This window comes from Micromonospora sp. II (assembly GCF_001709195.1).
GTDB classification, from domain to species: Bacteria; Actinomycetota; Actinomycetes; order Mycobacteriales; family Micromonosporaceae; genus Micromonospora; species Micromonospora chalcea.
Genome location: NZ_LYXF01000020.1, coordinates 18,510 through 39,781 on the forward strand (window position 1 = coordinate 18,510; position 21,272 = coordinate 39,781).

The window sequence follows — 21,272 nt, forward strand, 5'->3', positions numbered from 1 at the left end:
CCCCGGAGCGAAAAGGGCCGTCAGCCCTTCGTCGACTGGTCCAGCGAGTCCCGTACCGCCAGGGCGAGGGAGAGCGCCTCGGCCAGATCCACTGGCCGGACCACCCCGGCCGGCAGCGAGTCGGCCCGCCAGCCGGGCCCGGCGGCGAGCACCAGCAGCGGCCGGCGGGGGACGGTCAGCAGCGCGGTGAGCTGGCACGGGTCGGCGGTCGCGCGGGTGTGCGACCAGAGGACCACGGCCGCCGGCCCGGTCCGGTTGACCGCCTCCACCAGGGCGGGCAACGGCACCCGGGCGCCGAGCATGCGACAGCTCACACCGGCCTCCGCGAGCGCGGCGGCGAGCGCCTCCAGCGGCAACGAGTGCTGTTCCTCGTCGGCGCAGGAGAGCAGGATCCGGGGCGGTCCGCCGTTCGGGTGGGCCCGGATCACCGTGGCGAACGCCACCGAGACGCACCGGGACATCAGGTGTTCCACCTCGATCAGGCCGGCGGTGGCGGCGTGCCGTTCCCCGATCCCGGTGAGCACCGGCCGGAGCAGCCCCTCCCAGGTCGCCACCACCCCGTCGGCGGCGAGCGCCTCGGCGATGGTCCGCGCGATGGTCACCGAGTCCAGGCGCATCGCGGCACGGGCCAGCCCCCGTGCGGCGGGGCCGGCCCGGCCGACCGGGATGGTCGTGCCGCCGCCGTCGCGTACCGCCGAGGTCCGTGCCTTGAGCGCGAGCCGGTCCGGCGGCGGCACGGCCGGGGCCTGCCGGGCCCAGCGGGCCGCCTCGGCGGGCGCCACCCCCTCGGTGGTCAGCCGGCGCATGATCTCCAGGCGGGCGAGGTCGGCGGGCGTGTAGCGCCGGTGGTGGCCCGGCACGTGCTCGCTGGGACCGAGGCCGTACCGCTGGTGCCAGGTGCGCAGCGTGGTGACCGCCACACCCAACCGGCGTGCCACGGCCCCCGCGCTCAGCGCCTCATCGGCCACCCGACCGCTCCGGTGCCTCGGAGGCCGCGACGCCCGGCCGGGCCGGGCCCGCCGGATGCAGCAGCCGGTTGACCACGCCGCCCAGCCACGGGGCGTACGCGCGGGGGTCGGCGTCCAGGTCGGCCACCACCGCGCCGGGGTCGGCCCAGCGCAGCTCGGCCACCTCGTCCGGATCGGGCCGCGTCACCAGGTCGGCGGGTACGTCGGCGCGCAGCACGTGGTCGTACTCGAACTCGACGCGGCCGGTCGCCGGGTCCTCGGCGTAGTAGATGTAGACGCCCACCTCGGTGAGCTCGACCGGGCCGACGCCGAGTTCCTCGCCGAGCCGCCGGTTGGCGGCCTCGGTCAGCGACTGGCCCGGCAGCGGGTGCCCGCAGCAGGAGTTCGCCCAGCGCAGCGGGAACCGCGTCTTCACCGCGGCCCGCTGCTGCAGCAGCACCCGCCCCTGCGGGTCGACCAGGAGCACCGAGAAGGCCCGGTGCAGCCGGCCGGGTGGCTGGTGGGCGGTCGCCACGGTGGTCTCGCCGAGCACCTGCCCGTCGTCGCCGACCAGCTCGACCAGGTGTTCCTCCCGCTCGCTCATGCCGTCGCCCCGGTGATCCGGGCCRCCGCGAGCTTGCCGCTGATCAGCACCATCGGTACCCCCACGCCCGGCTGCGTGCCGGAGCCGACGAAGACCACGTTGTCCAGCTTCCGGTGCAGGTTGGAGGGGCGGAACGGCCCGGTCTGGAAGAGGCTGTGCGCGGCGGCGAACGGCGTGCCGGCGGCCATGCCCTGCGCCGCCCAGTCGGCCGGGGTGACGGCCCGCATCACCTCGATGCCGTCGCCGAAGCCGACGTATCCGCGTTCCTCCAGCGTGCCTACGAGCTGGTCGGCGTACCGCTGGGTGAGGTCGCCCGTCCAGTCGAACGGCGCCCGCTCCAGGTTCGGCACCGGCGCCAGCACGTAGTAGGTGTGCTTCCCGGCCGGCGCCACCGACGGGTCGGTGCGGCTCGGGTTCGTCACCAGCAGCGACGGGTCGGTCATCAGCTCGCCTCGGCGGATCACCTCGTCGAACGTCCCCTTCCAGGAGCGCCCGAAGTGGATGTTGTGGTGGGCGATCTTGCCATAGCCCTGCGTCGAACCGATGTGCAGCACCACGCAGGACGGCGAGTAGGTGAGCTTGCGTTGCCGGCTGGGCGGCAGCAGGTCCTCGTAGGCGACCGGCAGGTCGGGGTTGAGCACCACCGTGTCGGCGGGGACGAAGTCGCCGTCGGAGGTGATCACGCCGGTGGCGCGGCCGTTGGCGGTCTCCACCCGGGTCACCGTGGTGCCGTACCGGAACTGCACGCCGTGCTTCTCGGCCGCGCCGGCCATCCCGCGGGAGACCGCGTGGATGCCGCCGCGCGGGAAGCAGACACCGGCCACCGAGTCGAGGTACGCGATGACCGCGTAGATCGCCAGCGCGTCGTGCGGCGACAGGCCCGCGTACATGGCCTGGAAGGAGAAGATCCGCTGGGTACGCGGGTCGCGGAAGAACTGGTTGATCTTCGTCTGGAGCCGCCGGAAGGCGCCGTTGGCGAACAACTTCAGCAGGTTGCCGGTGAGCAGGTCGGTCGGCGCGTCGAGGTTGCGCTCGATGAAGTCGGCCCGTTCCCACTGCCACAGGTTGCGGGCGTAGTCGACGAAACGCAGGTAGCCGTCCGCCTCCCGGGGGCCGCAGACACGCGCGATCTCGGCCGCCATCCGGGTGGTGTCGGTGATGACGTCGAGCGTCGACCCGTCCGGGTAGTAGGCGCGGTACGCCGGGTCGAGCGGGCTCAGGTCGAGCCAGTCGGCCAGCTCCTCGCCGACCGCGCCGAGCGCCTCGGCGATCAGGTCGGGCATGGTGAGGACGGTCGGACCGGTGTCGAACTCGTACCCGTCGACGCTGAGCCGCCCGGCGCGCCCGCCGGGCACCGGCTCGCGCTCCAGCACCGTCACCTGCCGGCCGCTGCCGGCCAGGTGCAGCGCGCACGCCAGTCCACCCAGCCCGGCGCCGACCACCACCACCCGGTCGGTCCGTCCCTTGACGGTACGCATTCCGGCCCCCTTGCTCGCGAAGTTGCTCATCATGCCCGCCGCGCCGTGGCGGCGGTGGCGAGACCCGTCAGCGCGGTGCGCGCGGTCTCGTCGATCGGTGCGGTGCCGAGCGCGGCGAGCGCCTCGGTGACCCGGTCGGCGATCATCCGTTCCACCCGGGCGGTGGCGCCGGTGTCGCGGACCACGTCGGCAAGCCGGTCCACGTCGCGTGCCGTGGTGACCGAGCCGGCCCGGTCCAGCGCCCGGCGCTGCGCCGGGTCGGCGAGTTGCCGGGCCAGCATCAGCAGCGCGGTCGGCTTGCCGGTACGCAGGTCGTCCCCGGCCGGCTTGCCGGTGGTCTCCGGGTCGCCGTAGACGCCGAGCAGGTCGTCGCGGAGCTGGAACGCCTCGCCGACGGCCAGCCCGTACCGGGTGTACGCGGCGATGAGCGGGTCGTCCGGGTCGGTGCCGGCCAGGCAGGCGCCGAAGAGCAGCGGCCGCTGGACGGTGTAGCTGGCGGTCTTGTACCGGGCCACCCGTAGCGCCCGGTCGACGGTCCAGTTCCCCGCGTCGTTCTCGCCGAGCACGTCCAGGAACTGCCCGGCGACCGTCTCCACCCGCATCTGGTCGTAGCAGCGGCGCACGTCGAGCAGCCGCTCGGCGGGGACCGCCGCGTGGCCCATGAGCCGGTCGGCCCACACCATGCAGAGGTCGCCGATGAGGACGGCGACCGCTTCGCCGTACCGGTCGGGGTCGCCCGCGTGCCCGGCGGCGCGGTGCCGGGCGGCGGCGGCCCGGTGCGCGGTCGGCAGCCCGCGTCGGGTGTCGGAGGCGTCCATCACGTCGTCGTGCACGAGCGCGAACGTGTGCAGCAGTTCGAGGGCGGACAGGGCCGGGAGCACCGAACACATCGGTTCCTCCCCGCCGACAGCGCCCCGCCATCCCCAGTACGCGAACGTGGGCCGGACCCGTTTCCCGCCGGCCAGCACGCAGTCGCGCGCGGTTGCGGCGAATGCACCCATCGCTGCGTCGATCTCGGTCAGCGAATCGACTTCCGCGGCCAGGAACGCCACCAGCGTCTCATCGACCCCTTTGATCAGGTCTTTCGTGAACGCGGCCAGTACGCCGCGGACCGGATCGTCCGTCGCCCCGGCCTGAGCCGGCGCGACGCGGAGCGCATTACCCGCAACTGCGTCGTTGGCCATGTGGGCGAGCGTACCCTAGGGTTACGAGTTGCGTCGATTGCTGCGTCGAAACTGAGGAGGGCCGATGGACGTGGATCTGGCCGCCGCCTATGACCGTTGCCGCGAGCTGCACCGGCGTCACGGCCGTACCTACTATCTCGCCACCCGGCTGCTCCCCGCCTGGAAACGGCGACATGTGCACGCCTTGTACGGATTCACCCGCTACGCGGACGAGATCGTCGACCGCACCGAGGACCTGCCGCCCGCCGAGCGCGCGGCCCGGCTGCGCGAGTGGTCGGATCGATTCGTGGCCGGGCTGCACGGCGCGTCGGTCGACGACCCGCTGCTCCCCGCCGTGCTGCACACCATCGCCGTGTTCGACCTGGACCGCGACGACTTCGCGTCGTTCCTGCGCAGCATGGCGATGGACCTGACGGTGATGTCGTACCCGACCTACGACGACCTGCTCGACTACATGGAGGGCTCGGCCGCCGTCATCGGCACCATGATGCTGCCGATCCTGGGCAGCTCCGACCCGGCCGCCGCCCGGGAGCCCGCCCGCCAGCTCGGCTTCGCCTTCCAGCTCACCAACTTCATCCGGGACGTCGCCGAGGACCTCGACCGGGGCCGGACCTACCTGCCCGACGAGGATCTGGCCAAGTTCGACGTCACCCGCGCCGACCTCGTCGCGGCCAAGGCCGCCGGTCGCACCACGCCGCGCATCCGCGAGCTGATCGAGTACGAGGTGACCCGCGCGCAGGCCCACTACCTCGCCGCCGCGCCGGGCATCCCGCTCCTCAACCCCGCCTCGCAGGCGTGCATGCGCACCGCGTACGCGCTCTACGGCGGCATCCTGGACGAGGTCGCCGCGCAGGACTACGACGTCTTCGTCAGCCGGGCCCTGGTGCCGCAGCGGCGCCGGATGGCGGTGGCCGCGCGGGCGCTGCTCACCCCGCCCGGCACGCCGGTTCAGGTGCCCGGCCCGGCGCTGGAACCGGCCCTGGCCGGATGACCGGCCGGACGGCGGTCGTGCTGTTCACCCGCGACCTGCGGGTGCACGACCACCCGGCGCTGGCGGCCGCCTGCTCCGCGTTCGAGCGGGTGGTGCCGCTCTACGTGCTCGACCCGGAGTTGCAGAAGCTCTCGCCGAACCGCACCCGCTTCCTGCACCAGAGCCTGGCCGACCTGCGCGAGGCGCTGCGCAAGCGCGGCGGCGACCTGGTGATCAGGCGCGGCGACCCGGTGGCCGAGACGGTGAAGCTGGCCCGGAAGGTGGGCGCCGAGGGCGTCGGGCTCTCCGCCGACGTCAGCCACTACGCCCGCCGCCGGGAACGCCGCCTGCGCGCCGAGTGCGACCGGCACCGCATGTTCCTGCGGCTGTTCCCCGGCCTGACGATCGTTGAGCCGGGCGCGCTGCGCCCGAGCGGCGGCGACCACTACCGCGTGTTCAGCCCCTACTTCCGAGCCTGGCAGGGCGTGCGCCTGCGGGACGAACTGGCCGCGCCGAAGCGGGTCCGGCTGCCCGACGGCGTCGACCCGGGCCGCCTGCCCGACCCGCCGAAGGGCGACAGCCCGGCCGCCGCCGTGGGCGGGGAGAACGCCGCCCGCCGCCGGCTCACCGCCTGGCTGCCCACCCTCCATCGGTACGACGACATCCACGACGACATGGCCGGCGACGAGACCTCCCGGCTCAGCCCGTACCTGCGCTTCGGCTGCGTCTCCCCGCTGGCGGTGGCGACCCGGGCCGGCGACCGCGACGGCCCGTTCGTCCGGCAGCTCTGCTGGCGCGACTTCTACCACCAGGTCGTCGCCGGATTCCCGGACCTGTCCACGGCCGCCTACCGGCGGGGCGCCCGGGAGGACTGGCGGTACGACGAGCACGCGCTCGACGCCTGGACCGAGGGACGGACCGGCATGCCGATCGTGGACGCCGGCATGCGTCAGATGCGCGCCGAGGGCTGGATGCACAACCGGGCCCGCCTGATCACCGCCGGCTACCTGACCAAGCACCTCGGGCTGGACTGGCGGCCCGGCCTGGAAGTCTTCTTCCGGTGGTTGCTCGACGGCGACCGGGTCAACAACTCCGGCAACTGGCAGTGGGTGGCCGGCACCGGCAACGACACCCGGCCGTACCGCGGCTTCAACCCGGTACGGCAGGCCGAGCGCTACGACCCCGACGGCGCGTACGTGCGGCGGTGGGTGCCGGAGCTGGAATCGGTGGCGGGCAAGGCGGTGCACCAGCCGTGGCGGCTGCCCGACGCTGTGCGTCGCACGCTCGACTACCCGCCGCCGCTGGAGGTGCCCGGCGCCGACCCGGTCTGGCTCCGCTGACGCCCTCCCCCTCGCCGCCCGCCGCCCGCGCACGAGCGCGAACGTCACACGAGCCCAACGTCGCTGGCGGCCCGCGCGGGCCGCAGCACGGCGCCCACGATTACTGCGGGTGACTGCACCTCTAGCCCGCGCCTATCCACCTCCGCCGACTTTGCTCTGCAGCCATATCCGCACCCGTTGCGGAACGTGACCGGTGCGGGCCTCTCGCGGATTTCGGACCTAGCGGAAATCCGCTGCTCAACTCGGTGCTGCGCCAATGGGTGCAGAGCAAAGTCGGAAAAGGGGAAGCCAGGCGCGACTGCCGGCCGAATGCGCTGCGTGACGACGCGCCGGAATCACAGAACGTGACTAACCGTCAGAGGCAGGAGTGCAGCGCCTCGACCAGCTCCTCCACCCGATCGTGGTCGGCCAGCCGGGCGGTCGCGTACGCGAAGGTGTAGCCCCGCTCCGGGTCGGCCCAGGCGCTGCTGCCGCCGATCCCGCCCATGCCCCAGCTGCCGTCCGGCTCCCACTGCATGCCGAGCGTCCAGTCCACCGGCCGGTCCAGCAGCAGGTCCGGCCCGGAATACTGCACCCGCGTCGCCTCGGCGACCAGCTCCGGGCTGAACAGACGTACCCCGTCCAGGGTGCCGCCGGCGAGCAGGCCCGCGTACAGCCGGGCGAGCCCGGCGGCGGTGGCGTGCAGGTTCACCGCCGGGATCTCGGCGGCCCGCCAGAGGTCGCTGTTCACCATCGCGACGTCGCGCCCGCCGGGCGGGTTGTCCAGCGCCCGCGCCCGCAACGAACCCGGCTCGCCGCGCATCGCGTCCGGCCAGGCCGGATCGGCGTACGACAGGTCGGCGCACCGCCGCCGGTCGGTCTCACCCAGCCCGAAGGCCAGGTCCAGGCGCCACGGACCGGCGATCTCCTCGGCCAGGAACCGGCCCACCGGCCGCCCGTCCACCCGGCGGACCAACTCGCCCACCAGGTGCCCGTACGTCCAGGCGTGCTCGCCCGCGACGGCGCCCGGGTCCCACTCCGGCTCGGCCGTCGCCAGGTCGGCGCAGAGCAGGCCCCAGTCGGCGATGGCCGCGGCGGGCCGGGGCACCGGGAAGGCGGGCAGCCCGGCAGTGTGGGCGAGGACCTGCCGGACGGTCGCCGGGGTGCGGAACTCCGGCCAGTACGCCGACACCGGCGCGTCCAGATCGACCCGGCCCCGGTCGACGAGCAGCAGTAGACAGAGCGCCACCACCGGCTTGCCGGTCGAGTAGACGTCCACGAGCGTGTCCGGACGCCACGCGCGGTCCGCCCCTGCCATCGGCACGACCGCACTGGGCGGGACCGCCGCCCCCGTGCCGCCCATCAGCTCGATCACCGGTACGCCGTCGTGCCACACCGCCAGCGACGCGCCGGTCTCCCGGCCGGTGACGAACAGGTCGTGGAAGCAGTCCCGGACCGGGTTGAAGCGCGTGTGCATGCGGCCACGGTAGGCGGTCGCGTTCGTGACGAGCGCGGGAATTCGGGGCCGGTACGGTGGCCGGTGTCCCGAAGGTACGGAATGCTTGCGGAATGGCGGAGCCGGAACAGGTTGACGTAGTAGTGGTCGGGCTCGGCGTCGGCGGCGAGGAGGTGGCCGGACGGCTCGCCGAGGCCGGCCTCACAGTGGTCGGCATCGAACGGGACCTGGTCGGCGGCGAGTGCCCCTACTGGGGGTGCGTGCCGAGCAAGATGATGATCCGGGCGGCGAACGCGCTGGCCGAGGCGCACCGGGTCAACGAGCTGGCCGGGTCCGCCCAGGTGCAGCCGGACTGGGCGCCGGTGGCGAAGCGGATCCGGGCCGAGGCCACCGACACCTGGGACGACAAGGTGGCGGTGGACCGCTTCACCGGCAAGGGCGGCCGGTTCGTCCGGGGCAGCGGACGGCTCGACGGCCCGAACCGGGTACGCGTCGGCGACCAGGTGTTCCAGGCCCGGTACGGCGTGGTCCTCGGCACCGGCACCCGGCCCTCGGTCCCGCCGATCGACGGGCTGGCCGACACGCCGTACTGGACGAATCACCAGGCCATCGAGGTGGAGGAGTTGCCCGCGTCGCTGCTGGTGCTCGGCGGCGGCGCGATCGGGCTGGAACTCGCGCAGGTCTTCGCCCGGTTCGGCGTGCGGGTGACGGTGATCGAAGCGGCCGACCGGGTGCTCGCCGTCGAGGAGCCGGAGGCGTCAGCGCTCGCCGCCGACGCGCTGCGCGCCGACGGGGTGGAGATCCACACCGGGGTCAAGGCCGGCCGGGTCGGCCACGACGGCGGCGCGTTCACCGTGTACGCCGACGGCGCCGAGTTCACCGGCGAGAAGCTGCTCGTGGTGACCGGCCGCAAGGCGCACCTGGAGGAGTTGGGCCTGGACACGGTCGGGGTGGACGCCGGGCAGCGCTACCTGCCGGTGAACGACCGGATGCACGTCACCGACGGGATCTGGGCGGTCGGTGACCTCACCGGCGAGGGCGCGTTCACCCACATCGCCATGTACCAGGCCGGCATCGTGGTGGCCGACGTCCTCGACCACATGCGGCGTACCAAGGGCGGCCCGGACGCCAGCGGCACCGCGAGCGTGGTCGGCGGCGCGGCCGGTGTGGTCAGCTCGGTCGGCGGCGCGATGAGCGCGGGCGGGTCGAGCGTCGCGCCGGGCAGCGTCCCGGTCGCCGACTACCGGGCGCTGCCCCGGGTCACGTTCACCGACCCCGAGGTCGGCGCGGTCGGCCTCACCGAGCAGCAGGCCCGCGAGCGCGGCGTCAACGTCCAGGTCGGATACGCCGATCTCACCTCGTCGGCCCGGGGCTGGATCCACAAGACCGGCAACGCCGGGTTCATCAAGCTGGTTGCCGACGCCGACCAGGGCGTGCTCATCGGGGCCACCTCGGCCGGACCGGCCGGCGGCGAGGTGCTCTCCGCGCTCGTCGTGGCGGTGCACGCGGCGGTGCCGATCAGCCAGCTCCGGCACATGATCTACGCGTACCCCACGTTCCACAGGGCCATCGAGGACGCGTTGCGCGCCCTGAAGTGACGCCTCAGCCGGCCGGCGCACCGTGCCGGCCGGCCCCGGCGGCGAACCGGCCGGCGCCGCGTACCCCGTCCACCGCCAGCGACTCCATGCCGTAGGCCAGCTCGGTGGCCATCGCCTCCGGCTCCGGCTGCCCCGCGCCGTCCAGCACCGCCGCCCGGTCGTTGCGCAGGCACGTCTGCGGATGCCCGGCGATCGCGGCGGCCAGTTCCTCGGCCGCCGCGCGGGCCCCACCCGGCGCGACCAGCCGGTTGACCAGACCCATCGCGTACGCCTCGTCGGCGCCGACCGGGCGTCCGGTGAGGATCAGGTCCATCGCCCGGCTCTCGCCGATCAGCCGGGGCAGCCGGACCGTCCCGCCGTCGATCAGCGGTACGCCCCACCGGCGGCAGAACACGCCGAGCGTCGCGTCCGACTCGGCGATACGCAGGTCGCACCAGAGCGCCAGCTCCAGCCCGCCCGCCACCGCGTACCCGGAGATCGCCGCGATCACCGGCTTGGACAGCCGCATCCGGGTGGGGCCCATCGGTCCGTCCCCCTCGGGCTCGACGCGGTTGCCGCGCGGCGTGCCGACGGCCTTCAGATCGGCGCCGGAGCAGAACGTGCCGCCCGCGCCCCAGAGCACCGCGAGCGCCGCGTCCGGGTCGGCGTCGAACGCGCGGAACGCGTCGGCCAGCGCTCGTGCGGTCGGCCCGTCCACGGCGTTACGGGCCTCGGGCCGGTCCAGGATCACAGTGGTCACGGCACCGGCGTGCTCGACGCGTACCCCCATGGGCTCAGCATGCCCGCGACGGCGCTGCCGTGGCTACGCCCTATTTGATCGAGCCGGGTCGGGTCAGCCAGCGCATCGGCTGGCCGGTGACGGCGCCGACCTGGTCGAAGTCCCGGTCGTAGTGCAGCAGCGAGAGGCCGTGGTACTCGGCGGTGGCGGCGATGAGCAGGTCGACCGCGCCCGCCGAGCGGTGCGTGCCCCGCGCGGTCAGCTCGCCCTGGATCTCGGCGGCGCGTTCGTAGATCCGGTCCGGCATGACCACCCAGCCGAAGGCGGCACGGAGCTGCTCGGTCAGGCGCGCCCGGTCGGCGACCGAGCGGGCGGTGTAGAGGAATTCCAGCTCGACCAGCGGGCACACGGCGAGCAGACCCGCTGTCACCTGCTGTTCCCAGCGAGCCAGCACGTCGGGATCACGCAGGAGCCGGACGAGGGCGCTGGTGTCGATCAGGTAGTCGGCCAGCTTCACGAGCGGTAGGCACCCTTGTCGAGCAGTTCGTCGAAATCACCGGCCTGCCCGCGCTCGGCCAGCTCCGCCAGTGCCCGGGCGCGGCGCAGTCGCGCCGCGCCCTCGCGGAGAGCGACGTTCACCGTGTCCTTCTTGGTCTTCGTGCCGAACGCCTCGGCGGCATCCGCCAGCGCCTCGTCGTCGACGTCCACCAGGATCTTGGTCATCGCGGCTCCCTATATACGACCAGCCGCCCGAGTATATCCAGCGCGGAGGTCGTGCGAGGGAATTCCGGGGCGTCCGGTTTGGGGGCTCTCCTGCCGGGAAGTCGGAACGGGTGCGCGAACTACTGACGAAGATCGAACAGGCCACCGGTCTCGACCGGGTGGGTGACCGGTTGCAGCGCGCCGTCCAGGGCACGTTGCGTTCCCAGCGGGTACGCGACGCGCTGCACGGCGTGTGGCTCGGCCATCCGCTGCACCCCGCGATGGTGCAGGTGCCGGTCGGCGCGTGGATCTCCGCCGCCGTGGTGGACCTGCTGCCCGGCCAGCGCCGGGCCGCCACCGCGCTGGTGGGTCTCGGTACGGTCAGCGCGCTGCCCGCAGCGGTCGCCGGGCTCAACGACTGGGCCACGCTCTCCCGCGACCAGCGCCGGATCGGCCTGGTGCACGCCGCCGCCAACACGGTCGGCCTGGCGCTGTACGCCGGCTCGCTGGCGGCCCGCCTCAACGGGCGGCACGGCCTCGGCCGGGCGCTGTCCTACCTCGGTCTGTCCGCCGCCAGCGGTGGCGCGTACCTGGGTGGGCACCTCGCGTACAAGCAGGGCGCCCAGGCCAGCCAGAGCGTCTCCGAGCTGCACCTGATCAGCGACGGCTGGCACCGGGTCGGCGATCTGGGCAGCCTGCCCCGGCACGAGCTGGTCACCAAGAAGATCGACGACGTCTCGGTGATCCTCTACCGGGACGGCGACGACGTCACGGTCATGCTGGAGCGCTGCCCGCACCAGAGCGGCCCGCTCGGCGAGGGCACTGTGGAGCAGATCGACGGCCACGCCTGCGTGGTCTGCCCCTGGCACGGCAGCGCGTTCCGGCTCAACGGCGGCGAGGTGGTGCACGGCCCGGCCGCGAACGACCAGATCGTGCTCCCCACCCGCGTGGTGTCCGGCCGGGTCGAGGCCCGGCTGCCCTGACTCAGTCCCGCCGGTGCCGCCCGCTGGAACCCGCGCGGGCGGGCACCGGCCGCTTGCGCAACCCCAGCAGCGCGCCGATCTGCGCGCCCACGATGCTCGCGACCGCCAGCACCGCCGAGATGGCGAGCGGACGGTTGATGCCCTCCTCGGCGGTGGGCCGGGACGCGCCCGCCGACATGGCCGGCGGCTGACCGACCGGCGCCTCCACTGTGGGCGTCGCATCCCGCGGGGTGGGCTTCGGCTTCGCCTGCGGCGCGCTCGACGACGCGCCGCCGCCACCCGGCTTGACCGGTGCGGTCTGGGCCGGCTTGGTGACCACCAGCCGTCCGGTGGCGTGCCGCCGGGCGCCGGAGTCCGTCGCGCCGTCCGGCAGCGTGATGAGCTGGCCGGGGCGGATCCGGTCCGGGTCGGCGAGCCGGTTCAGCCGGGCCAGCTCCTTGTACCTGTCGAAGTCGTCCAGGTAGCGGTCGGCCACCTCGCCCAGGTAGTCGCCCTTCGCCACCCGGTACACGGCCGGGTCGTCCGCCTTCGACGCGACCGGGGCCGGCGGCGCGACCCGGCTCGGCGCGGTGACGGCAGAAGCGGCGACCGCCGGCTGCGGGGCGGTCAGCGCGGCGGCGCTCGCCGCGGCCGGGCTCGCGGCCAGGATCAGCGCGACCGAACCGACGAGCGCGGCTGCGGCCTTCTGCTGGCGGTGCATGCCGGGCAGCTTCGGCGCCGGCCGGCGTACCGCAGCCGCGAGCAACTCCACCACGACGGAGAACGCGAACGTGGCCCAGCCGAACCAGCCCACCACCGCCAGCGCGCGCAGGAACAGTTGACCGTCGTCGCGGCTGGTCAACGTCGTACCGATCTCGGCGAACGTGGGCAGGTGATCCGGCAGCGGGTTGCCGGCGAACGCCAGCAGCGCGACCGGCCCGCCGGCCAGCACGCCGACGAGCACGACGAGGGCGCCGAGGCCGGTGAGAACCTGGCCGGCGCGGCGGACGGGGGAGCGTCGGGGTGCGCCCATGGCGGCCTTCCCTTCCTACGGTGGGCCGGTGAGCGCCCGAGCGGTGGCCTCACCGGTGACGGTGGCGGATTTCTGCACGCCGAACAGACTCAGCAGGTCCCGGCTGTAGGTGATCTGCACGCTCACCCGGATCTGGGTCTCGGCGCCGACCACGGGGAAGTCGACCTCGTGGTCCTGGACGCCGCCCGCCGCGTCGAGGTAGGCGGCGACAGCGGCGCGGGCGGCGACCTGGTCGATCTGCTTCGGGCCGCCCTCGATGGCCCGCGCGCGGTCGATCATCTGGCCGCCGGCGCGGGCTGCCTCGGCGGCCAGGTTGTCCGCGCGTTGGAGCGTGCGCAGTTGGCCGGCGCCGTCGTAGGCGAGGCTGATGATCGCCAGTACGCCGGTCATCGCCACGGCCAGGAAGAGACTCACCCGGCCGTTCTCCGCCGCGCGCCGCCCGGTCATCCGCGACTCCGGTAGGTGTCCAGCGGCGAGGTGAACCTCGCCGAGACGGTCTTGCCGCCCGGCACGCCGGGCAGGCCGGGCGCGCTCAGGTCGTCGAAGGAGACGGTGCAGGTCACAGTGACAGTCACGCTCGCCGGCACGCCTGCGGCGCTTGCGTACGCGGCGGCGAAGCTCGTCGTCGTCCCGGCCACCGAGCCCGCGAGATCGATCTGGGGCGGACCGGTGCAGTTCAGTCCCGCCCAGCCGAGCTGGTCCTGGGCCGCCTCCTCGGCGGCCTCCGCACCGTCGTCGGCGTTGCGGGCGAGCGAGGCCGCCCGGGCGGCGTCGTGAGCGGCCGACTCCACCGCCTCGTCCGCGATCGCGGTCCGCCCGGCGACCCCGGCCAGCACCATCAGTCCGATGAAGGCGGGCGCGAGCACCGCCACCTCGATCGAGACGGAACCCCGGTCCCGCCGCGGCCCGGCGCTCATCCGGTGGTCCAGCGTTCGGCCGGGCCGTGCGCGGTCTGCGTGACCGCGAACGAGACACCCGGGATGACCGACAGGGAGCGCCCCTGCACCGTGCAGGTGACGGCGGTGGCGGTCTCGACGCACGTCGGGCCGGTCTGCTCCCAGCCGACCAGCCAGTCCCCGGACTGCTGCAGGAAGCTGATCGCCCGCTCCCGGCCGGCGTCCGGCCCGGCGTCGATCGTGCGCTGGGCGTTCACACCGGTCTGCGCGGCGTTGAGCGCCGTGGACCGGGCCACGAACCAGACGGCGACCTGGATCGAGCCGAACAGCATCACCAGGATCACCGGCATCACCACGGCCAGCTCGACCGGATTGGCGCCCCGCTCACCCTCGGCCAGACGGGCGCGCAGAGCAGCGGCGATCCGCCCCGGACCGGGCGGACCGGCGGGCCGGCCGGCGGGCGCCGGCCGGCTCCGGACCGTACGGGCGGGGCGGGGCATCACGGGGCCTGCGGCGCCGTGTTGTTCGGGATGGCGTTCATCCAGTTGTTCGCCTTGGCCAGGGCCAGCCCGGTGACCGCCATGGCCACCGCGACCAGGCCGAAGATGATCACCGCGGTCGGCACCGGGCTGTCGCCGCGCTCGGAGTCCCGGCGCAGCTCGGCGAGGCGGGTGCTCACCGCCACGTACAGGTAGGCGTAGAGGTGCATGGTCGTCTCCTTCTCGATGGGGTTCACAGACGGGCGAGGAACGGATAGACGGCGAAGCCGAGCAGGACGAACACCAGCAGCGAGCCGGGGATGTCCAACTTGCTGGTGACCCCCTCGGCCCGGGCCAGGTTGTCGGTACGGATCTGGTCGCGCAGCGAGTCGGCACGGGACCGCAACGTCTCGTGCACCTGGGCGCCCTCGCTGCCGGAGGAGCGCATGATCGCGCCCACGTCGCCCAGCTCCGGGATGCCGATCCGGTCGGCCAGCTCCTGCAACTCGTCCCAGGGCGAGTGCATCTGGAGCTGGGCGAGCCGCAGCGCCTCCCGGATCCGGTCGAAGACCCAGCCGTCGCAGACCGCCGCCGCGCGTTCCAGCGACTGCACCGGGCCGTGCGCGGCGGACAGCTGCAGCGCCACCAGGTCGAGGTAGGTGCAGACCGCCTGCCGGAACTCGTCCCGGGCGGCGTCGGCCTTGGCGAGGACCGAGCGGTGCGCGAGCAGTCCGGCGCCGAGCGCCAGACCCAGGCTGGCCACCACCGGCACGGCCAGCGGCAGCGCCACCCCGCCGACGAAGAGCACCGCCGAGGCGACCGCCGGGGTGGCGAACCCGACGAGCGCGGAGAGCAGCACAGACAGCGCGTACTGCTCGGGGGTGCGGTCGAGCAGGGCGAGCTGCCGGTGCGGCGGGCGCAGCCAGCGGGCGAACCCGCCGAGCCAGTCCGGTCCGGCGCCGGCGGCCGGGGCCTGCCCGGGCGGCTGGTGCAGCCGGCGCAGCGCCGGGCCGAGCGCCGGGGTGGCCGGCAGCGCCTCGCGTACCACCAGGAACAGCCCGAGCCCGACCGCGCACCCGCCGAGGACCGCGATCGCCATCTGCCAGTTGAGGATCACGCGATTGCCTCCTCCGGATCGGGCGCCGGGAGGAAGCGCGCGGGCCGGGGCGGCTGGCTCATCGACCGCACCCAGACCAGCAGGCCGACGAACGCCGCGCCGAGCACCGCCATCACGAGCTGACCGGTGAGCGTCCCGTAGGGACGGATGTAGTCGCTGTTCACCAGCCCGTACGCCAGGGTCGCCAGCGTCATGCCGGTGAGGAAGCGGACCGCGAACCGCGGCTGGGTGCGTTTGGCCTCGACCTCGCGCCGCGTCGCCACCTCGGCCGAGGCGGCGGTGGCGATCGAGCCGAGCACGTCGCCGAGGCGCTCACCCCGGTCGGTGAGGTGCAGGATCAGCGCGGCCACCACCTGGTCGGCGACCGGGTCGGCGATCTCGTCGGCGAAGGCGAGCAGCGCGGAGCGGGCCAGCCAGCCGGCCTGCAGGCGGGCGGCGAGCGTGCGTACCTCCTCCTGGATCTCCTCCGGCGCGGTGGCGATGGTGCCGATGATCGCCTGCTGGAGCCCCTGGCCGGTGGCCGAGATGTCCTTGAGCCGGCGGGTCCACTCGCCTACGGCTTCGACCCGGGCGATGGCCCGCTGCTCGGCCCGGCCCACCGCGAACAGCCACGGCACGCCCGGCACCGCGAGCGCCACCAGCAGGCCGACCACCGGCAGCCCGGTGAGCAGGAACGCCGCCGCCCCGGCGACCACCGCGGCGCCGAGCAGGAGCTGGTAGCGGCGCTGGTCGGCGCGGCTCGCGCCGGAACCGGTCCAGAGCCGGCTCAGGCCGGGCCCGGCGCCCGGGGCCGGGCCCGGTGGGCGGCGGGTGCCGACGAGCGCGACCACCGCCAGCACCAGCCCGGCCACGCAGGCCGCGCCGGAGACCAGGGCGATCAGTTCGATCTGCGTCACGCCGGGCCTCCGGTCGGCCGTGCCCCGAGGCGGGTGTGCCGGGGCCGCCGCCACGCGCCCACGCCGGCCTCGACGAACCGGGTGAGCAGCCGGGCGTCGTAGCCGACGCGCAGCAACTGCTCGCGGATGCGTTCGGGCAGGTGGCGGGGGACCGCGCGGCCGTCCGGCCCGGGGCCGAAGACGGTCGTGGTGGTGATCCGGTTGCCTTCGCCGACGCCGATGACCTCCTCGACGTGCGAGACGAAGCGGTGCTTGCGCCCGCCGATCGCGGTCTCGTCCTCGACCGTCACGTAGACGATCAGGTCGAGCGCGTTGCCGGCCATCCGGCGGGCCTGGTCGACTGTCATCTCCCGGCCGTGCGACAGCGCCAGCTCGATGATGCGTTCGCTCACCCCCGAGGGGGTACGCGCGTGGATGGTGCACATCGACCCGCGGCTGGTGGTCATCGCCTGGAGCATCGGCACGATCTCCCGGGACCGCACCTCGCCGACGATGATCCGCAGCACGCCCATCCGCAGCGACACCGGGATCAGGTCGGCGATGCTGACCTCACCCGCCGGCCGTCCGTCCGCGCCGCGCTCGCCGTGCCCCTCCCGGGACTCGAAGCTCATCACCGCACGGTGCTTGTGCCCACGCCGGGCCGGCAGCAGTTCCCGGCTCTCCTCCAGCAGCACGTACGGCTCGTCGGCCGGGATCTCGTCCATCAGCGCCCGGATGACAGTGGTCTTCCCGGCCCCGGCGAGCCCGGCGACCATGATGTTCAGCCCGGCCCGCATGGACGCGCGCAGGAAGTCGCGCAGCAGCGGGTCGATCATCTCGTCCAGGTCGGGCCTGCCGCCCGCGATGTCCTCCAGGCTCACCGCGAGCGTGTTGTGCTTGCGGATCACCGCGTACGGGCGGTGGCTGACCAGGAACACGGCGGCGAGGCGGCTGCCGTCGGGCAGTTGCAGGTCGAGCGTGGGCTTCGAGGTGGACAGCGACCGTTCGGTGGCACCCGCCCGGCGGGCCGCCGCCTGGAGGATCTCCACCAGCTCGTCGTCGGTCTCGGCGATCGGCTCGGCCCAGTCGACGCCGCCGCCGTGCCGGGTGATGCGTACCTGGTCGCAGCCGAGGATGTGCACCTCCTCGATGCTGTCGTCGACGAGCAGCGTCTGGAGCCGGCCCAGCCCGACGAGTTCGGCTGTCACCTGGTCGAGCAGCAGCCGTTCCTCGTCCGCCGCCATCGGCGTGCCGGACCGGCGTACCGAGTCGGCGTACGCGGAGACCACGGTGACCGCCAGCCGGGCGCGCTCGACCTCCTCGGCGTCGGCGTCGAACTCGCGGCCGCGCTGCCAGTGGGTGAGCCGTTCGCTCAGTTCCCGGCGCAGCTCGCGGACCACGGCGAAGTCGATCCGGGGGCGCGGCGGTGGCGGGGGCGCGGCGGGGAGCGGGCCGGGCACGTGGTGCCGCCCGTTCGGCGGCGCCAGCGGCGGAACCGTGGAGACGACACCGGGCTGCTGCCCGCGCGGGTCGTGGGAGACCGGCTCAAACCGCACCGGACACCCCCGGCACGCTCGGGGCGGTCACCGCGCGCGGTGTGGTCGCGCCCGGCCAGGCGAGCCGGGCCCGCCGCCGGTCCAGCAGCGCCCGGACCGGCACCTCCAGGGCGCCGGCCGCGCGCATCAGCGGCCGGTTCGCGCGTACGGTGCCGCCGTGTGCGAGCACCTCGGCGGTACGCGGGTCGTGCGGCAGGCGGGCGATCACCGGCAGCCGCAGCGCCTTGCTGATCTCGCTGGTGCCGTGCCCGTCCCCGACCACGAGCAGCCGCAGCGTGCCCGGCGGTACGCGGTGCTCGGTGAGGTCCCGTTCGATCGCCCGGGCGGTGGCCCGGGTGGCGGAGAGGTCGGGCAGGGTCGCCCGGGTGACCAGCAGCACCACGGTGGCGGCCCGGAGCAGCGGCCACGGTGGACCGCCGACGGCGAGCCGGCCACAGTCGACGAGCACGTCGTACGGCGGTTCGCCGCGCTCCAGCCCGGTGAAGTAGTCGGCGAAGCGCTGCCACAGCGGGATCACGCTGCCGGCCTGGGCCGGGTCCACCACGCCGGGCAGCAGCAGCCGCTCGCGCCGGGGCGCGTCCAGGTCGACCAGCTGGGACCAGAACGTGTGCTCCAGGCTGCCGTCGCGCAGCTCGCCCACCGCCAGCTCACCGATGCCGCGCGGGCCGTCCAGGGCCCCGCCGAGGTAGCCGGCGAGGATCGAGCCGCCCGCCGGGTCGCACTCGGCCAGCACGAGCCGCCGGTGCCAGCTCAGCGCGGCGGCGAGCGCCGCGGTGGTGACGCCCGGCGATCCCTTCGCCGAGACCAGGGCGATGATCGCCATCAGGCCGCCTCGGTGAGCACGAGCGCGATCCGGTCGGCGGCGGCGAGCGCCACGACCGCCGGCACGTCCCGCACGGTCAGCGCCAGGTAGACCACCACGTCGCCGTTCTGCGGCGTGGCGGTGTCGATCACGGTGCCCTCGAACCGGGTTCCACCGGCACGGGACGCGTCGGAGCCGTTCGTGGCGTTGCTCGGGGTGCTGACCAGCAGCACCTTGTCGCCGGGGTTCAGCTTGCGGGCCGGCACCTGCTCCGGTTCCAGCCCGAGAGCGATCTGCTGCTGGCCGGCGCCGAGCAGCGGGGCCTCGGTGAGCTGCGCCTCGGTGAGCAGCGTGCCCGGGGTGAGCCGGACGGCCGCCCGCAGTCCCAGCACCTCGTCCATCCGGTCGGCCGGCACCGGCTGGAGTTCCCGCCCGCCGGAGACGCGCACCGGCACCAGGTCGTCGGCTGTGAGTTGCCGGCCCACGTCGACCGGCCGGGCCACGGCCAGGTACGTGCCGGTGGAGCGCACCGAGGTGACCGCGAACGCCGCGCCGAGCCCGCCGAGGGCGATCAGCAGGATCGCCAGGCCGAGCAGGCCGGGCCGGACACGTCGCTGCCGGACCACCTTCGGCGGCGCGACCGGCGCCTCCATCGGGGTTCCGTTGCGGGCTGCCACCACACTCATCGGGTCACCACCTGAAGCTCGTTGATCTGTACCGGGATGACGCCGCTGGACCGGCTCTGGGCGATCACGCCGCTCTCCCCGCCGCCGGACCACTCGACGGTCCAGAACGTGGTGGCGCTGACCTGGTAGGTGTCGGCCTTCGGATAGCCGGCGTCGAGACCGCAGTCGGGCGAGGTCAAGCCGGCCCGCGGCCCGTCGGCCCGGTACGGCGTGCCCGGTCCGTGGCAGGTGACGTCGATGTCGTCGGACATGTGCCAGACGATCCGGTCCACCTTCGCCGTGATCCTCACGGTCAGCCCGCGGTCGGAGGCGGAGGCGCTCAGCGGCCCGAAGTACGCCTCGCCCGGGCTGGCCCACATCCAGACCGGCAGCCCGACCAGGCCGGGTCCCTGACTGCGCCGGGGCGCGACCGAGGCCCGGGGCGGGAGCAGCGAGATCGAGGCCAGCGCGCGCCGGGCCAGCTCCTCCGGGTCCGGCGGGGCGCCGTAGCCGGGCGGCGGGGCGTCCAGGAGCTCCTGGCGCATGCTGCCCGGGCTGGTGTCGCCGCCGTTGCAGGTGAGCTGGTACCACTGCTTGCCGGGAGGTGCCTCGTCCTGCGGCTCGGCGAGCTTGTAGTAGCAGCCGTCGGCGTTGTTGAACCAGCCGAGCGTCTCGTTGTAGCAAGGGATGACGCGGCCGTTCCACTGGCACTTCGGCGCGCCGCCGCCGTTGCCGCCACCGCCGTTGTCCCCGCCGCCCGGCCCGCCCGGGCCGCCCGGGGTGCCGGGGTCGTCGTCCCACACGTCGCAGTCGGTCTGTTCCGGCGGGCACGAGCCACCGGGGTCGGCGGCACGCGCGGGCGCGCCGGTGAGCGTCAGCAGCGCGGCGAGGCCGGCGGCGAGCAGCACCCGGCGGAGCGTCCCGGCCCGGGGCGGGCGGGCCGGGACACCCCTTCCTCCCCAGGTCAGCACGGCTGGTCCTGATGTGCGGCGCCGCCGTTGATCAGCCACCGGCCGTCCGGGAAGCGGGCCGCTGTGGCGGTGGCGAGGTAGCGCCCGCCGCGGGTGCCCGGCACGGCCTTGCGGTCCTTGGCGTAGACGAGCCGGTAGCCGCTCGCGTCCAGGCAGTCCTGGATCTCGACGGTGGGTGGGCGGGCGGTCAGGTCGACCGAGACCACTGTGGGGTCGGAGACCAGTTTCCCGGTACGCATCGCGCCGTGCTCCTTCGCGTCGAGAATTGCCATTCGCACCCGGGTCAGCAGCGGATCAGCCAGAAAACGGGCCAGAGCGGGATGGGACGGATCGCTTCGGGCGCTCGCCGCCCGGGACGCGTCGAGATAGCCGGAATACGCGGCAAGCGCCGCCTTTTCGGCTTCCTTCTCCGCCTCGGCGGAATGGGTGGCGGGGGCGGCGGCGCGGCCGGTGAGCGGTCGGTTGGCCGCCTCCGGCTCGGTGCCGCAGCCGGCCGCGCCGACCGCCAGCGCGAGGCTGAGCAGGTAGATTTCCCATCGGCGGGATTGCCGTGTGCGCAACGCCGATCCCTCCTCGGTGCCGGCCCGGGGCGATCACGCCGACCCGCTCCGGGCATGCGGAAGCGCACCCGGAACTGTCGCTCCGGGTCCCCGTCGCCGCCACTCGTATTGACCTGTACTGATAGCTGCGGGTTCTGTGCCCTGACTCCTCCGACGCCAATTGATCGGGGGTTGCGTCGTACCCAAGGGGCGAGCATAAGCTCACGTCCGCCGATGCAACAGAGGCAATTCACGTGAACACGGTGAGTGAAGACGGGAGGTGGTGGCCGGTGTGTGTCGTCACGATGACGAGCGGGCTTCCGGTGGGCTCCGGGCCGGCGGGCGTGTGCTCACCCGTACCCGCCGTGGCGGTGGCGACGAGCCGCCGGTATGGGTGGGGA

General features: G+C 74.1%; 24 protein-coding genes. 4 read left to right on the forward strand and 20 right to left on the reverse strand.

What is annotated here, in order from left to right:
• Positions 1-20: 20 nt before the first annotated feature.
• The 4 genes from A8711_RS11115 to A8711_RS11130 are packed head-to-tail and all read right to left on the reverse strand — an operon-like array spanning position 21 to position 4,213.
• Positions 21-968: a MerR family transcriptional regulator gene (locus A8711_RS11115; protein ID WP_064448346.1), complete on the reverse strand. Its 948-nt coding sequence runs from the start codon at positions 966-968 to the stop codon at positions 21-23.
• Positions 958-1,551 (reverse strand): isopentenyl-diphosphate Delta-isomerase, encoded by a 594-nt coding sequence (gene idi / locus A8711_RS11120; protein ID WP_043327521.1) that lies wholly within the window; start codon positions 1,549-1,551, stop codon positions 958-960. Before idi ends, A8711_RS11115 begins: the two co-directional genes overlap by 11 nt.
• The gene (gene crtI / locus A8711_RS11125; protein WP_176722794.1) at positions 1,548-3,029 is read right to left on the reverse strand and encodes a phytoene desaturase family protein; all 1,482 of its coding nucleotides are present in this window, start codon (positions 3,027-3,029) and stop codon (positions 1,548-1,550) included. The genes idi and crtI overlap by 4 nt, the downstream gene beginning before the upstream one ends.
• A gap of 29 nt (positions 3,030-3,058) precedes the next feature.
• Positions 3,059-4,213, reverse strand: coding sequence for a polyprenyl synthetase family protein (locus A8711_RS11130; protein WP_069088148.1), 1,155 nt, complete (start codon positions 4,211-4,213; stop codon positions 3,059-3,061).
• Positions 4,214-4,277: 64 nt separating this feature from the next.
• Between A8711_RS11130 and A8711_RS11135 the strand changes: the two genes are divergently transcribed.
• Positions 4,278-5,204 carry a phytoene/squalene synthase family protein gene (locus A8711_RS11135; RefSeq protein ID WP_069088149.1) on the forward strand — a complete coding sequence of 309 codons (927 nt, stop codon included), beginning with the start codon at positions 4,278-4,280 and terminating at the stop codon, positions 5,202-5,204.
• Positions 5,201-6,523: a deoxyribodipyrimidine photo-lyase gene (locus A8711_RS11140; RefSeq protein WP_069088150.1), complete on the forward strand. Its 1,323-nt coding sequence runs from the start codon at positions 5,201-5,203 to the stop codon at positions 6,521-6,523. The genes A8711_RS11135 and A8711_RS11140 overlap by 4 nt, the downstream gene beginning before the upstream one ends.
• Positions 6,524-6,878: 355 nt before the next feature.
• Here the strand turns inward: A8711_RS11140 and A8711_RS11145 are convergent, their stop codons facing one another.
• Positions 6,879-7,979 (reverse strand): serine hydrolase, encoded by a 1,101-nt coding sequence (locus tag A8711_RS11145; protein WP_069088151.1) that lies wholly within the window; start codon positions 7,977-7,979, stop codon positions 6,879-6,881.
• A gap of 92 nt (positions 7,980-8,071) precedes the next feature.
• Here A8711_RS11145 and A8711_RS11150 point away from each other — a divergent pair, with 92 nt between their 5' ends.
• Entirely contained in the window at positions 8,072-9,556 is a 1,485-nt protein-coding gene (locus A8711_RS11150) for an NAD(P)/FAD-dependent oxidoreductase (protein WP_069088152.1), read from the forward strand.
• A gap of 4 nt (positions 9,557-9,560) precedes the next feature.
• Here the strand turns inward: A8711_RS11150 and A8711_RS11155 are convergent, their stop codons facing one another.
• The 3 genes from A8711_RS11155 to A8711_RS11165 are packed head-to-tail and all read right to left on the reverse strand — an operon-like array spanning position 9,561 to position 10,997.
• Positions 9,561-10,325 carry a crotonase/enoyl-CoA hydratase family protein gene (locus A8711_RS11155; protein ID WP_069088153.1) on the reverse strand — a complete coding sequence of 255 codons (765 nt, stop codon included), beginning with the start codon at positions 10,323-10,325 and terminating at the stop codon, positions 9,561-9,563.
• A gap of 40 nt (positions 10,326-10,365) precedes the next feature.
• Complete coding sequence (locus tag A8711_RS11160; RefSeq protein ID WP_043327514.1) at positions 10,366-10,791, reverse strand: PIN domain nuclease; 426 nt, start codon at positions 10,789-10,791, stop codon at positions 10,366-10,368.
• Positions 10,788-10,997, reverse strand: a complete 210-nt coding sequence (locus tag A8711_RS11165; protein WP_030500628.1) for a type II toxin-antitoxin system VapB family antitoxin — start codon at positions 10,995-10,997, stop codon at positions 10,788-10,790. The genes A8711_RS11160 and A8711_RS11165 overlap by 4 nt, the downstream gene beginning before the upstream one ends.
• A 110-nt stretch (positions 10,998-11,107) precedes the next feature.
• Here A8711_RS11165 and A8711_RS11170 point away from each other — a divergent pair, with 110 nt between their 5' ends.
• Positions 11,108-11,959, forward strand: a complete 852-nt coding sequence (locus tag A8711_RS11170) for a Rieske 2Fe-2S domain-containing protein (RefSeq protein ID WP_030500629.1) — start codon at positions 11,108-11,110, stop codon at positions 11,957-11,959.
• A 1-nt stretch (position 11,960) separates the two neighbouring features.
• On the opposite strand, the gene A8711_RS11175 is transcribed toward A8711_RS11170, so the two are convergent.
• The 12 genes from A8711_RS11175 to A8711_RS11230 are packed head-to-tail and all read right to left on the reverse strand — an operon-like array spanning position 11,961 to position 20,892.
• Complete coding sequence (locus A8711_RS11175) at positions 11,961-12,971, reverse strand: LysM peptidoglycan-binding domain-containing protein (RefSeq protein ID WP_064448357.1); 1,011 nt, start codon at positions 12,969-12,971, stop codon at positions 11,961-11,963.
• A 15-nt stretch (positions 12,972-12,986) separates the two neighbouring features.
• Positions 12,987-13,418 (reverse strand): hypothetical protein, encoded by a 432-nt coding sequence (locus tag A8711_RS11180; protein WP_043327511.1) that lies wholly within the window; start codon positions 13,416-13,418, stop codon positions 12,987-12,989.
• Complete coding sequence (locus A8711_RS11185; protein ID WP_069088154.1) at positions 13,415-13,888, reverse strand: TadE/TadG family type IV pilus assembly protein; 474 nt, start codon at positions 13,886-13,888, stop codon at positions 13,415-13,417. The genes A8711_RS11180 and A8711_RS11185 overlap by 4 nt, the downstream gene beginning before the upstream one ends.
• Entirely contained in the window at positions 13,885-14,367 is a 483-nt protein-coding gene (locus A8711_RS11190) for a TadE/TadG family type IV pilus assembly protein (RefSeq protein ID WP_069088178.1), read from the reverse strand. Before A8711_RS11190 ends, A8711_RS11185 begins: the two co-directional genes overlap by 4 nt.
• Positions 14,367-14,576, reverse strand: a complete 210-nt coding sequence (locus A8711_RS11195; RefSeq protein ID WP_013283462.1) for a hypothetical protein — start codon at positions 14,574-14,576, stop codon at positions 14,367-14,369. The genes A8711_RS11190 and A8711_RS11195 overlap by 1 nt, the downstream gene beginning before the upstream one ends.
• A gap of 23 nt (positions 14,577-14,599) precedes the next feature.
• Positions 14,600-15,445, reverse strand: a complete 846-nt coding sequence (locus tag A8711_RS11200) for a type II secretion system F family protein (protein WP_124779077.1) — start codon at positions 15,443-15,445, stop codon at positions 14,600-14,602.
• A gap of 14 nt (positions 15,446-15,459) precedes the next feature.
• Entirely contained in the window at positions 15,460-16,413 is a 954-nt protein-coding gene (locus tag A8711_RS11205; protein WP_369830108.1) for a type II secretion system F family protein, read from the reverse strand.
• Positions 16,356-17,894, reverse strand: a complete 1,539-nt coding sequence (locus A8711_RS11210) for a CpaF family protein (RefSeq protein WP_069088155.1) — start codon at positions 17,892-17,894, stop codon at positions 16,356-16,358. The genes A8711_RS11205 and A8711_RS11210 overlap by 58 nt, the downstream gene beginning before the upstream one ends.
• Positions 17,884-18,717 (reverse strand): hypothetical protein, encoded by an 834-nt coding sequence (locus A8711_RS11215; RefSeq protein ID WP_043327507.1) that lies wholly within the window; start codon positions 18,715-18,717, stop codon positions 17,884-17,886. The genes A8711_RS11210 and A8711_RS11215 overlap by 11 nt, the downstream gene beginning before the upstream one ends.
• Positions 18,717-19,382 (reverse strand): SAF domain-containing protein, encoded by a 666-nt coding sequence (locus tag A8711_RS11220; RefSeq protein ID WP_043327506.1) that lies wholly within the window; start codon positions 19,380-19,382, stop codon positions 18,717-18,719. Before A8711_RS11220 ends, A8711_RS11215 begins: the two co-directional genes overlap by 1 nt.
• Positions 19,379-20,332: a hypothetical protein gene (locus A8711_RS11225; RefSeq protein WP_043327505.1), complete on the reverse strand. Its 954-nt coding sequence runs from the start codon at positions 20,330-20,332 to the stop codon at positions 19,379-19,381. The genes A8711_RS11220 and A8711_RS11225 overlap by 4 nt, the downstream gene beginning before the upstream one ends.
• Complete coding sequence (locus A8711_RS11230) at positions 20,326-20,892, reverse strand: hypothetical protein (protein ID WP_043327504.1); 567 nt, start codon at positions 20,890-20,892, stop codon at positions 20,326-20,328. The genes A8711_RS11225 and A8711_RS11230 overlap by 7 nt, the downstream gene beginning before the upstream one ends.
• Positions 20,893-21,272: the final 380 nt, after the last annotated feature.